At 39.1% G+C, this 12,982-nt stretch carries 10 protein-coding genes and 1 pseudogene; all 11 read left to right on the top strand.

Features of this window, described 5'->3' with window-relative positions; genetic code table 11:
* Positions 1 to 72: 72 nt before the first annotated feature.
* Positions 73 to 1,554, top strand: a complete 1,482-nt coding sequence (locus QZ055_RS04570; RefSeq protein ID WP_295824943.1) for an aminotransferase class I/II-fold pyridoxal phosphate-dependent enzyme — start codon at positions 73 to 75, stop codon at positions 1,552 to 1,554.
* Positions 1,555 to 1,556: 2 nt separating this feature from the next.
* The gene (locus QZ055_RS04565) at positions 1,557 to 2,243 is read left to right on the top strand and encodes a thymidylate kinase (RefSeq protein ID WP_227721482.1); all 687 of its coding nucleotides are present in this window, start codon (positions 1,557 to 1,559) and stop codon (positions 2,241 to 2,243) included.
* Positions 2,244 to 2,318: 75 nt separating this feature from the next.
* The gene (locus QZ055_RS04560) at positions 2,319 to 3,359 is read left to right on the top strand and encodes a DNA polymerase III subunit delta' (protein WP_295824942.1); all 1,041 of its coding nucleotides are present in this window, start codon (positions 2,319 to 2,321) and stop codon (positions 3,357 to 3,359) included.
* On the top strand, positions 3,360 to 4,205 hold the full coding sequence (locus QZ055_RS04555; protein WP_119206858.1) for a stage 0 sporulation family protein: 846 nt from the start codon (positions 3,360 to 3,362) through the stop codon (positions 4,203 to 4,205). It abuts the gene before it with no gap.
* Positions 4,198 to 4,923, top strand: coding sequence for a tRNA1(Val) (adenine(37)-N6)-methyltransferase (locus QZ055_RS04550; protein ID WP_295824941.1), 726 nt, complete (start codon positions 4,198 to 4,200; stop codon positions 4,921 to 4,923). Before QZ055_RS04555 ends, QZ055_RS04550 begins: the two co-directional genes overlap by 8 nt.
* Entirely contained in the window at positions 4,913 to 5,761 is an 849-nt protein-coding gene (gene rsmI, locus QZ055_RS04545; protein ID WP_295824940.1) for a 16S rRNA (cytidine(1402)-2'-O)-methyltransferase, read from the top strand. Before QZ055_RS04550 ends, rsmI begins: the two co-directional genes overlap by 11 nt.
* A gap of 34 nt (positions 5,762 to 5,795) precedes the next feature.
* Positions 5,796 to 7,742, top strand: coding sequence for a methionine--tRNA ligase (metG, locus tag QZ055_RS04540; RefSeq protein WP_295824939.1), 1,947 nt, complete (start codon positions 5,796 to 5,798; stop codon positions 7,740 to 7,742).
* The gene (locus QZ055_RS04535; RefSeq protein WP_295824938.1) at positions 7,742 to 8,512 is read left to right on the top strand and encodes a TatD family hydrolase; all 771 of its coding nucleotides are present in this window, start codon (positions 7,742 to 7,744) and stop codon (positions 8,510 to 8,512) included. Before metG ends, QZ055_RS04535 begins: the two co-directional genes overlap by 1 nt.
* A 203-nt stretch (positions 8,513 to 8,715) precedes the next feature.
* Positions 8,716 to 10,263, top strand: a complete 1,548-nt coding sequence (gene ppx, locus QZ055_RS04530) for an exopolyphosphatase (RefSeq protein WP_295824937.1) — start codon at positions 8,716 to 8,718, stop codon at positions 10,261 to 10,263.
* Positions 10,263 to 11,828, top strand: coding sequence for a Ppx/GppA phosphatase family protein (locus QZ055_RS04525; protein ID WP_005387114.1), 1,566 nt, complete (start codon positions 10,263 to 10,265; stop codon positions 11,826 to 11,828). Before ppx ends, QZ055_RS04525 begins: the two co-directional genes overlap by 1 nt.
* Positions 11,818 to 12,982 (top strand): annotated as a pseudogene (locus QZ055_RS04520) (RNA degradosome polyphosphate kinase); the annotation flags it as partial. The gene QZ055_RS04525 and the pseudogene QZ055_RS04520, both read left to right, overlap by 11 nt.

Genomic DNA, 12,982 nt, shown 5'->3' with positions numbered 1-12,982 from the left:
GTCCACAGCGATAAATAACATGCATAAGGGCATGAGTCTCATTGAGATTCATGCCTTTTTTACGAGGTATATATGAGTAATCAAGAAAGAATGCCTTTTGTAGAGGCCTTAGAATCATATAAAATACAACATTTTGTGCCTTTTCATACACCAGGCCATAAGATTGGTGTAGAAGCCCCTCAACTACTAAAAGACTGGATGGGACCAGCACTACCATATGACTTAGGTGTTATGTATGCCTTAGATGATTTACATGAGCCGGAAGGGGAATTAAAAGAGGCTCAGGACTTAACAGCCCAGTTATATGGGGCTGATCATTGTTGGTTCTCTATTAATGGTACTACTGCTTTAATTGAAGCGATGATTATGGGCACCGTAGGTCCTGATGAAACCATTATCATTCCTCGAGAAGCACATCGTTCCGTTATTAGTGGTTTAGTGTTATCTGGCGCCAAGCCGGTCTATATGGATTGTCAATTTGATGAGCGTTGGGGGATTCCTTTAGGTGTATCGTTGGATGATGCTGTTAAAACCATGGATGCAAATCCAGAAGCAAAGGCGATTCTCTTAGTGTATCCAAACTATTATGGTGTAGGTGTCGATATTGTAAATATCGTAAAAGAAGCACATAAACGAGGCATGATTGTTCTTGTTGATGAAGCGCACGGTCCTCATTTACCATTTTCAAAAAATTTACCTATCGAGGCCATTGCAGCAGGTGCAGACTTAGTGGCACAGAGTACGCATAAATCGGTAGGCTCATTAACACAAACATCTTGGTTATTAGGGCAAGGTGAAAGAATTAATAAACGCCGCATTACACAAATGCATCAAATGTTACAAAGTACGAGCCCAAATTATATCTTTTTGGCATCCTTAGATATGGCGCGCCATCAATTGGCTACAGTAGGTGAAGACCTCGTTAGTCGAACCGTGGAATTGAGCTTATATTTACGTAGTGAATTACATAAGATTTCCGGTATTACTACTATGGAATACAGAGACATAGAAGATCGAGTGGTAAACTATGACTGTACCAAGGTACTCATCGATGCTAAAGAACTAGGTCTTACAGGTGTTGCATTTGAACGGATGTTACGAGAACATCGTATTGAGGTGGAGTTAGTACAAGCTCATCATGTACTAGTACTCATTACCATTGGCGATACAAAAGAGTCAATAACGGCTCTTATTCAAGCTGTACGGTCTATCAGCGATACGGTGTTAAGTACATCTCATGAATCAAATGATACGAAGGATGAGAATTTGCAAAACCTTAGCAAAGATTCAGCTTTATTGCCTGAGCCTATTGTAAGAGTAACGCCTCGTAATGCTATGTATGCCAATCGGGAGCAAGTACGGTTACAAGACGCACTTCATCGTATAGCAGGAGAGACAATTGCTTATTATCCTCCAGGGATTCCTTGTGTAGCAGTAGGTGAAGTGATTAGTGAGTCTGTGTTACAATATATAGAGAATCGTAAGGCTCTAGGTTATGTACCGAATGGGGCTGATGATATGACATTGGAAACAATTTGGGTGTTACAGGAGTAATTATGGGGACTTTAATCATACTAGAAGGTGGAGATGGCAGCGGTAAGGCTACACAAACTAAACTATTAGTAGAGCGATTAACCAAGGAAGGTCATGCAGTTAAATCTGTAAGTTTTCCGAATTATGATAGCGGTGCTGCTATGCCTATAAAAATGTATCTAGCTGGAGAATTTGGCAAAGATGTGCATGATGTAAATCCTTATGTGGCAAGCTCCATGTACGCTATCGATCGCTTTGCTTCCTTTAGAACTGATTGGGAACAGTTCTATAAAAATGGGGGCATCATCATTGCAGATCGTTATACGACATCTAATATGGTGCACCAAATGGTAAAATACGACGATCAGAAGGAACGTACTGCATTTTTAGATTGGCTTGAAGACTTTGAGTTTAATAAATTTGGCTTGCCTACACCTGATGCAGTATGTCTCTTAGATATGCCTCTTGAAGTGAGTGAAGCCCTTATGGCAGAGCGCACTGGTAAAACGGGAGGTAATACAGGGGATATTCATGAAGGAAATCACCAGTATTTAGTAGCTGTTCACGATGCTTATGAAGAGCTAGTAGAACGCTATCAATGGCACCGTATTCCATGTGCTATTAAAGATGGTGCTGGTCAATATGGGTTACGTACCATAGAAGATATTCATAACGATGTATATCAAGCAGTAGTAAATCTACTACCTTAGGATAGGGCGACTCTTTTAAAAGTCGCCTTTTTCTTATATAATATTAATATTGAGCATGTATTGATAGGAGGGGCTATGACATATTTTGATTCTATAATTGGTCAAGATTCGATCAAGGCACACCTATCGGAACTTGTAAGTCGTAATGCATTACCGCATAGCCTTTTGTTTTATGGTGAAGCAGGTCTTGGTAAGCTAGATATGGCCATAGGTCTAGCGTCTCTATTGTTGGGACGCCAAGTATTTTCTCAACCAAAGGGAGAAGCGTATTTAGCAGATGTAAAAGAAGCACGTCTTGCCAATGGTGAGACGGAAAAACGCATCGAAGCAGAAGGTTTACCTATCTATATGGATAAGGGGGATGCCTTTTGGATTCGCCCTGTGAAGACGACACTAAAAGTAGAGCAGTGGTATTCATTATTGCAAGATCATCTGTCAGTAGCGGGGAATGGTAACCGCGTTGTCATTGTGGAGGACTTTCACACGGCCAATGCAGTCATGGCAAATGCTATGCTTAAAACCATTGAAGAACCGCCTGAGCAGGTATATTTCATTATTATTACGAACAAGATTAATACTGTATTACCAACCATCATTTCAAGATGTATGGGCGTAGGCTTTAACAGTGTTGATGTAGATACAATTCGCAAGGCCCTCGTGGCGCGTGGCATCACAGGTGATATTGAACAAGCTTTATTAGCTGGTCATGGTAATCCGCAGTTAGTAGAGAAATTAGCAACTCAAGGTCGCATTGAAATGCTTGAGTTAGCGGTTAAGGTAATGGACATCCTCGCCTTTGAAATGCGCTGGTTTTCTATGATTTCCTTAGCTTGTGAAAATTTGCCTCGTGAAAGCCTAACAGAGTTGATGCACTGGTTGCGCCTTGTAAGTAGAGATATGATGGCTCTTAAGATGGGTGCACAAGATGGACAATTACAAGTACCTATGTACAAAACTCAATTATTACGATTATTACCGCGCTGGTCTATGCAAGCATTGGCTAAGGTTATTACTGAAACATTGCAAGCAGAACGGGCTTTGCGTTTACATATAAAAACCGCTCTCGTGGTGGACGGTCTTTGTATCGCCCTTCATGATGCTCGGGAGGAGGACTAAATGCTAACCATAGTTGGCGTACGCTTTAAAAAGGCAGGGAAGATTTACTATTTTCTGCCTGAACAATTAGAACTATCCGTTGGTGATGGGGTTATCGTTGAGACGGCACGTGGCGTTGAATACGGTACTGTTGTGATCGGACCTAAAGAGGTCTTTGAAGACACTGTTGTAGCTCCTGTTAAGCCTGTTATTAGAAAGGCAACACCAAAGGACTTAAAACAAATCGAGAAGAATAAAGAGCGCGAAGAAAAAGCCTTTGAAATTTGTCTCGAAAAAATTGGTAAACGTAAGTTACCTATGAAACTTATCAATGTGGAATACACATTTGATATGAATAAAATTATATTCTTCTTTACCGCTGATGGTCGTATCGACTTCCGTGAGCTTGTTAAGGATTTAGCCACCGTATTTAGAACACGTATTGAGTTACGCCAAGTAGGCGTTCGAGATGAGGCTAAGGTTCTAAATGGTATCGGCGCTTGTGGTCGACCTTTATGTTGCTCTAATTTCTTAGGTGACTTCACACCCGTATCAATTCGTATGGCTAAGGATCAAAATTTGAGTCTGAATCCTACAAAAATCTCTGGTGTATGCGGTCGTTTAATGTGCTGTCTTAACTATGAAGATGATTTATATAAAAAGGGTGGCGACCTATATGTGAAAAAGGAACGCCCTCAAGCTCCTCAAGATGTAGCACCTCCTGGAATTGGTAAAGAGGTCGTTACCGATGAAGGTATTGGTAAGGTCTTAAAGGTAAATCACCATAAACATACTGTGAAGGTACAGCTTGAAGCGGGTCGCACTATCGATTTAAAATGGTCCGAGGTGGCATTGCCTGATGAATGATCAAGAACGACTTGATGATTTAATTATAGATGGCTTACAGATTTATCAACGGACGGATATGTTTCGCTTTTCCTTTGATGCCATTGCACTCATTCACTTTTGCCAGTTCAATGATCGGCATTCCTATGTTGACCTTGGTACGGGAACAGGTGTTATGCCACTTATAGGCACATCCCTAGGAGCGGGTCATATAACGGGTATTGATATTAACGAAACCCTTATCAAGTTAGCTCAGCGCAGTGTAGAACATAATGACAAAGGTCGTACAGTATCTATGTTGTGCGGCGATTATCGCCATATGTCGTATCGAGATATCCAAGATAAGCCCTTTGACGGCGTTATTGTAAATCCCCCTTTTTATGACTGTGAAAGCGGTGCAAAGCCTACATCTGAAGAACGGGCCTTGGCACTTTATGATGAACATACCTCATTAGAAGATGTTTTGAAGGCTGTACAATCTTTTATTAAGTACAAAGGGCGCTTGTGGATGATTTATAGTGCTAGTCGCTTACAATATGTGCTACATGAACTGGAAGCAGCCAACTTTCAAGCTAAGCGCATTCGGTTTATCCACGGTATGGTAGATAAGCCGGCAAAACTTGTGCTAATAGAGGCTCTCTATCAAGGACAGACTGGCCTTGTATTAGAACCACCACTCATCGTTTATGATAAACCAAATGTGTACACAAAGGAGGTGGCCTCTTGGTATGAACGATAACGAATGGGGCACCTTATACTTAGTGCCTACACCGATTGGTAATTTAGAAGATATGACGTATCGCGCAGTTCGTATCTTAGGCGAAGTAGATGCTATTGCTGCTGAAGATACGCGTCATACGGGTATATTATTAAAACATTTTGATATTAAGAAGCCTTTGATTTCGTATCATGAACATAATAAGGAAGAAAAGGGTACTTATATTATGGAGCTTTTATTAGAAGGCCAGTCCATTGCTTGCGTTAGTGATGCGGGTATGCCTGCTATATCTGATCCAGGGGCTGACCTAGTAACGAAGGCTATTGAAAAAGACATAACGGTAGTACCATTGCCTGGTGCTAATGCGGCACTGACCGCACTTATTGCATCTGGCTTAGATACTAAATCCTTTACTTTTGCAGGTTTCTTACCGAAGCGGGGTAAACATCGAGTTGAAGAATTACAACGACTTTCACAAGTAACGGGGACCTTGATGTTTTATGAAGCACCCCACCGATTGCAAGAGGTCTTACAAGATATGTATGAAGCCTTTGGGAATCGATCCATAACGGTGGCAAGGGAATTGACGAAGAAGTTTGAAACCTTTGTGCGCACCGATTTGGAAAACCTTGTAAATGATTTGGATCAGCTCACCTATAAAGGGGAATTTGTTCTCATCGTAGGTGGCGCTGATACGGTTGAGTCCGATACTAGTGAAGTTTTGGATGAACCAGTATCGTATGTAGATGCTGTACAAGCCCTTGTGGATGCAGGGGTGCAAAAAAAAGAAGCAATTCGCCAGGTGGCAAAACGTTTTAACGTTTCCCGCCGGGATGTATATAATATTGTAGAACGTTAAACCTTCCCATTCGAAGGTTAGAAGGAGACTCATCATGGGAGACACAAAAAAAACGTATTATATTACGACACCAATTTATTATCCAAGTGCTAAGTTGCACATTGGTCATACCTATTGTACATCTGTAGCCGATACAATTGCGCGCTTTAAACGCTTAGCTGGCTATGATGTACGTTTTTTAACTGGTTCTGATGAACACGGTCAAAAAATTCAACGCGCTGCAGAAGCACAAGGTATTACACCTCTTGAATATACTACAAATATCGTAAATGGCTTTAAAGCATTATGGGAAAAAATGCATATTTCCAACGATGACTTCATTCGTACTACTGATGAACGCCATGAGAAGGTAGTACAAGAGCTTTTCACTAAAGCGTATGAAAAAGGCGATATTTACAAGGCTGAGTATGAAGGTTGGTATTGTACACCTTGTGAAACATTCTGGACTGAGCAAAAGCTAGGTGAAAATCATACATGTCCGGATTGTGGTCGTCCTGTAGAGAAGGTTAAAGAGGAAAGCTACTTCTTTAAACTCGCTAAATATACAGATCAATGGTTGAAATTTATCGAAGAAAACCCTGATTTTATTCAACCTGAATCTCGTCGTAACGAGATGATCCAATTCGTAAAACAAGGCCTTGAAGACTTAGCTGTATCTCGTACATCCTTTGACTGGGGTATCAAGGTACCATTTGATCCTAAACATGTCGTATATGTTTGGTTCGATGCGTTAGTAAACTATATTAGTGCCCTTTCTCCATTTGATGGTGATGGTGAATTATATAAAAAATACTGGCCAGCAGATCTTCATTTAGTAGGTAAGGAAATCGTACGTTTCCATACAATTATTTGGCCTATGATGCTCATGAGTCTTGAGTTGCCATTACCTAAAAAGGTATTTGGCCACGGTTGGATGATTGTTGACGGCACAAAAATGAGTAAATCTTTAGGTAATGTTATCGATCCTATTCCATTGATCGATACATATGGGGCAGATTCCTTGCGTTATTATTTATTGAGTGAAATTACGCTCGGTAATGATGGTAACTTTACATTGCCTAACTTTGTTACAAAAATCAATGCGGACTTATCTAATGACTTAGGTAATTTGTTGAACCGTACCATTGCGATGATTGAAAAATACCATGGTGGTGTGATTACAAAATGCGATGATATGGACGATTTGGATCGTGATGTATCCACATTAGCCGTTCAAACTGCAAAAGATTTTGAAGCGGCTATGGAAAATATGGAGCTTAATAAAGCGATTAAATCCGTATGGGCCTTTATTGGTCGCATGAATAAATACATTGATGAAACAATGCCTTGGGTATTGGCTAAATCTGAAGATGCTCATGATAAAGCGCGCTTGCAATCTGCTATGTATCACTTGGCAGAAGCATTGCGTATCATTGCAATCATAGTAAGCCCTGTCATCCCTGTAGGTGCTCCAAAAATCTGGGACCAATTAGGACTTGTAGGCTTTACAGATGCTACTCTTGAGGATGCAAAAGTCTGGGGCTTAATTCCAACAGGTACAAAAGTTGTAAAAGGTGATCCTATTTATCCACGTTTTGAAATTCCTGAAATGGTAGAAGTTGTTGTGGAAGAGAAGATTGAAGAAGCTGTAGACACATCTAATATTCCACCATTAAAAGAAAATATTACGTACGATGATTTTGAAAAATTAGATCTTCGTGTAGCAAAAGTTGTAAGCTGTGAAAAGGTTCCTAAGTCCAAGAAATTATTGAAATTTGTATTGGATATCGGTGTTGAAGAACGCACGGTATTAAGCGGTATTTCTCAATATTATGAACCAGAAGCTATGGTTGGTAAAAAGGTAATTTACTTGGCTAACTTGGCTCCTAAAAAGATGATGGGCATTGAGTCTTATGGTATGATTTTGTCCGCATCTGATTGGGAAGAACATTTAGAAGTAACAAATATCGAATCTTTACCAGCAGGAAGTGTGGTTAAATAATGAAACTCTTTGATACACATGCTCATGTAAATGACGGTCGTTTTGACAACGACCGTGATGAGATGTTACAAGCTTGCTTTGATGCAGGCGTAGAATACATTATGATTCCCGGTGTTGATCGAGGTACTGTTGAATCAGGCCTAGCTTTAGCGGAACAGTATGACCGTTTATATGCCGCTGTAGGTACACATCCTCATGAGTCTAAAGATTTTACAGAAGAAGACTATGAGTTCTATAAGGATCAAGCCCTTAATAATGATAAAGTACGTGCAATCGGTGAAATTGGCTTAGATTATTACTACGATTTTTCTGACCGTGAAACACAAAAACGCGTATTCATTCGTCAATTAGAGCTTGCTCGTGAAGTAGATTTACCAATTATCATTCATGACCGCGATGCACATGGGGATATTATGAATATCTTGCGCAATGAAGGCAAAGATAATTGGGGCATTTTCCACTGCTATTCTGGTAGCTGGGAAATGGCAAAAGAAGCTATTAAATTGGGATTCTACATATCATTTGCGGGTCCTGTAGTATTCCCTAAATCTACAAATCTTAAAGAAGTAGCTAAACAAGTACCGTTAGATCGAATTCTTATTGAAACAGATTCCCCATATTTGACACCACCACCATTTAGAGGCCGTCGCAATGACCCAAGCAAGACTCAGTTTGTAGCAGAGGAAATTGCTGGACTAAAAGGTATGGATGTAGATGAGTTCTGTGAGATTACCTATAATAATGGTAAACGTGTATTTGGTATTGAATAATTTTGATGTTAGTCAACATAAATGCTGGTAAATAAAATATTGTAAACGTCTAATGGCATTGTTCTAATTCTTAGGATATCTATTCAGAATCATTAGAATCATACATTATGAAACGCGATTCTCCCTTAGCGGTGAGAATCGCGTTTTTCTATGGTATACTAAAGTATATTCATACTGAACTATAGTAAGTCGAGGTTAGTAGCATGAAACGTATTGCATTTATAGATTTAGGATCCAACTCTGTTCGTTTTGTCATTTATGAGATTTCTAAGACCGGTAGTTATCGTCTCATATATCAAGAAAAAGAGAGTGTCCGCTTAAGTGAAAATATGTGGGGCACTCATGAATTAACAAATGAGGCAATGGAGCGCTCTCTGCGTGCTTTAAAAGGCTTTGTTCATATGGCTGACGCTATGGAGGTAGATACCATAAAAGCTGTTGCTACGGCTGCAGTACGTCTAGCTAAAAATGGAGATGCTTTTATTAAAGATGTAAAAGAACTAACTGGTCTTAATTTAGAATGTATTGCTGGTGAAGAAGAGGCTCGCCTTGGGTTCCTTGGGGTTATTAATACGATTGGGCTCAAAGATTTTATTATCTTTGACTTAGGTGGTGCTAGTACAGAGGTAACGCTAGTAAAAAATCGACATATCGTGAAAGCTGTTAGCTTACCTATAGGGGCTCTAACCTTAACAGGAACCTATCAAAAAGGTGATGAGTATACTCCTAAAGAACTAGAGAAGATGACGAAGGCCGTAAAGAAAACCATTAAGGAACATACGTGGCTTCAAAATATAAAACTACCTCTATTAGGTATAGGTGGTACAGCTCGTAATATTGCAAAAATAGATCAACGTAAGTTATCATATCCCATTACGAAACTACATAACTATGAGTTACCATATCATAGATTTCACGAAATCTTAGAAGATGTAAAAGGTAAATCCTTAGAGGCCCGTAAAAAAATTAGTGGCTTATCATCGGAACGTGCAGATATTATTATTGCAGGACTCACCATAGTGGATGAGCTGTTTAACTATGTAAATGCTAAGACCCTTGTTGTAGGCGGTTGTGGTTTGCGTGAAGGTTTATTCTACGATTATTACGGTGAGTACTATTTAGGCGGAAATTCTATAATCGATGATATTTTAGTTCATTCTGCAGAGAATGTACTATTAGGTATGACAAAGCATGAGCTCGTGCATGCTAAGTATATTACGAAATTAGCTACTACTTTATATGATGCATTAGAGCCACTCCATAAGGCCGATAAGAATTTTAGACGATGTTTGATTGCAGCGGGACTGTTGCATGATATAGGTAAACGAGTTAATTATTATAGTCATGCTCGTCATGGCTGCTATATGCTCGTCAATAGTAATTTATATGGGATTTCTCATGTTGAACAGGCGTTTAGTGCATTCTTAGTCATGAATTCTCATGGATTGACGCCAAAGGAATATAAGAATTTCTTATATGGTAAATTGTTAGATCAAGAACAACGCTCATTAGGTCAAAAGCTTTCTATTATTTTAGCGATTGCAGAGGCTCTTGATGAAAGCCATGAACAATTTATCAAACAGTTAGAGGTAAATATTAAATACACTAGTGTAGTCATAAAAGTGTTCTATTTAGAAGGACGCGATGTGAGTGTCACTAGAACGGCGGTAGAAAAACTTTCAAAATCATTCAAAAAAGAATTCGAGAAATCCTTAGAAATAGAATGGCATGAATCTCGTAAGGAGGCATAATGGCATTACCAAAAACATTACGATATGCAGTACTACATGTGGGATCCAGTAGCATGAGTATTACCATATTAGAATATAAAGGCATAGATGATGTACGTGTTATCGATTATGCGGCGCGGGAGGTAACCTTTGGGGAAGAATTATTTCAAACATCTCGCTTGAGCTTTAAAACAATTGAAGAAATCTGTCATATTTTAAAAGGTTATAAGCAATTAATGGCAGATTATGGCGTGAGTCGTTCTAAACTATATGGTACGACCGTAATACGCGAAGCCGCTAATCGTCGTAGTATTCTAGATCAAATCTATATTCAAACGGGGATGCGCGTTGAGGTCATCGATATGCCGAAAGAGGTATATTACAAATATGCTTTGTTATATTACAAGATGACGCATCAATATAAACTGACAGATCCTACTAAGGCAACATTATTCTTGGATATTACATCTGGTGGGGTAGGCTTAACGGTTTGGCGTGGTGAGAATTTATTGTTCCAACGCAATATGCATAGTGGGTCCTTACGGGTTATGGAGTCATTTAATCGAAATCAACGATCTTCCATATCATTCCCAAGGGCTATTACAGAATACTTACATCGTATGATTGGCCCTCTTCGTGAAGAATTACAAACTTTCAATATTAATAGTATCGTCTTATCTGGTGATGAGGCGCAATATATGACTCATTTAATGGGACAAGAAAATAATAAAGAAGACATTATTACTATTGAGCCAGAACGATTTAAAGGGCTTATCAATTCTTTTGACGGTGTGACAGCTACCAAGTTGATGAATCGTTATAAATTACCTGAATATAAGGCCAATATTTTAATGCCTACCATGATTTTATTTAATGAAATCATTACGGCCATAGAGCCTAAATCATTAATTTTCAGTAGCTTTTCATTCTCTCAAGGCATTAGTTGGTTCTACGGTGTGGAAACCGAGAATAATCCGTTTATGTATCAATTGCGTGAACAAAATGCACAGTTAGCGCGTGCTGTTGCTGCAAGATATCATACAGACCGAATTCATGATGCCGAGGTAGAGCTATTTAGCTCCTTATTCTGTAAAGCATTGCGACATAAAGGTTTACCAGAACGGTGGGGCTATCTATGTCGTATTGCAGCCATTCTTTGTTCTGTAGGTAAGTTCGTTAATTTACGAAATCATGGAGAGCATGCGTATCATATTGTAATGGGGACAGATATATTTGGCCTTTCAGAAGAAGAAAAACAAGTAGTTGCTAATGTTGTGTATTACCACTACAAGGGAACTCCAAATGATGACGACGCATATTTCAATGCATTAACAGAATTACAAAAAATTCAAGTTACTAAGCTGGTAGCCATCATTCGGGTTGCTTGTGCACTCGATGCAGGTAGTAACCAAAAAATCTCTGAAGTAACATTAGAAGAACGAGATAATGTACTTTATGTATTCTGTCGTACTAATGAGGATATTTCATTAGAATGGTGGACCTTTGATCGTGATTCGGAATACTTTACAGAGGTATTTGGTATGGAAATCGTACTAGTAAGGGGAGGGGATCGTCATGTTCAGTAATGCAAAGTATTATTTTAACCGTGAATTATCTTGGTTAAAGTTTAATCAGCGTGTTTTATTAGAGTCTATTGATACCAATACTCCTCTATTAGAACGACTTCGATTTATTGCTATTGCTAGCTCCAATTTAGATGAGTTCTTTATGATTCGTGTGGCCGGGTTACGTCACCAAGTTGTGAATGGTATTGTTAAGTACGATGCGGCTCATATGGATGCTAAGGCACAGTTAAAGGCTATTGATGAGTCTGTACAGCGCCTCGTATCGATGCAAAGTACATATTTAAAGAATGTATTGTCTGAATTAGAGTCTCATGGATTTTATTTTACCTATCCAGAACAGTTAGATGTGAAATCTAAGGCTTGGTTACGTCACTATTTTGAAGAACATATCTACCCTGTTGTAACACCTCTAGCCGTTGACTCTGGACACCCATTTCCATTTTTAACAAACCATACCATCAATGCCATTATACGTATTTTTCAAGTATTGCCAGATGGTACAAAAGATTATAAAATCGCAATCTTACCAATTCCGTCTGTGTTAAATCGTATCATTGAAATACCTAGTCGTAGTAATAAAGAGCATCGTTTTGTATATTTGGAGGATGTGATTACCTATTATGCTACTCAATTCTTCCAAGGTTATGGTATAGAAGATTTTATGGTGTTCCGTATTACTCGTGATGCGGATTTAGAAATTGATGAAGAAGAAGCAACAGATTTGCTTTCTGAGGTAGAAGCATCTTTGCGTCGTCGACGTCGTGGTGATGCAGTACGATTAGAGGTTTGTGGTGATGTAAAGGATAATCTATTGGACTTTGTGCTCACTAGTGTTGAATTAGAGCCAAAGGACGTATATCGTATAGATGGTCATCTTGATTGTCGTATGTATTTTGATTTCTGCAACTATCCAGGTCTCGATCATCTTCGTTATGCTCCATTTGAACCTAAACTTCCTAGTGAATTAGTAGAGCACGAAGGGGAAAGTCTATTCTCTGTTATTGGAAAGCAAGACTTATTTGTTCACCATCCCTTTGAGTCTTTTGCTGTAGTAGAACAATTTATTGCACAAGCAGCTACAGATCCAGATGTGCTCGCTATTAAACAAACCTTGTATCGCGTAAGTGGGGATTCTCCAATTATTGCATCCTTAA

Source organism: uncultured Veillonella sp. (assembly GCF_905209685.1).
Taxonomy (GTDB): Bacteria; Bacillota; Negativicutes; order Veillonellales; family Veillonellaceae; genus Veillonella.
The sequence above is the reverse complement of the archived record's forward strand: the minus strand, read 5'-3'. Positions and strand labels throughout refer to the sequence as shown.

Bases quoted from the DNA above. Each gene is read 5' to 3' on its own strand.
- QZ055_RS04570 (WP_295824943.1), top strand. From the start codon at position 73: ATGAGTAATCAAGAAAGAATGCCTTTTGTAGAGGCCTTAGAATCATAT.
- QZ055_RS04565 (WP_227721482.1), top strand. From the start codon at position 1,557: ATGGGGACTTTAATCATACTAGAAGGTGGAGATGGCAGCGGTAAGGCT.
- QZ055_RS04560 (WP_295824942.1), top strand. From the start codon at position 2,319: ATGACATATTTTGATTCTATAATTGGTCAAGATTCGATCAAGGCACAC.
- QZ055_RS04555 (WP_119206858.1), top strand. From the start codon at position 3,360: ATGCTAACCATAGTTGGCGTACGCTTTAAAAAGGCAGGGAAGATTTAC.
- QZ055_RS04550 (WP_295824941.1), top strand. From the start codon at position 4,198: ATGAATGATCAAGAACGACTTGATGATTTAATTATAGATGGCTTACAG.
- rsmI (WP_295824940.1), top strand. From the start codon at position 4,913: ATGAACGATAACGAATGGGGCACCTTATACTTAGTGCCTACACCGATT.
- metG (WP_295824939.1), top strand. From the start codon at position 5,796: ATGGGAGACACAAAAAAAACGTATTATATTACGACACCAATTTATTAT.
- QZ055_RS04535 (WP_295824938.1), top strand. From the start codon at position 7,742: ATGAAACTCTTTGATACACATGCTCATGTAAATGACGGTCGTTTTGAC.
- ppx (WP_295824937.1), top strand. From the start codon at position 8,716: ATGAAACGTATTGCATTTATAGATTTAGGATCCAACTCTGTTCGTTTT.
- QZ055_RS04525 (WP_005387114.1), top strand. From the start codon at position 10,263: ATGGCATTACCAAAAACATTACGATATGCAGTACTACATGTGGGATCC.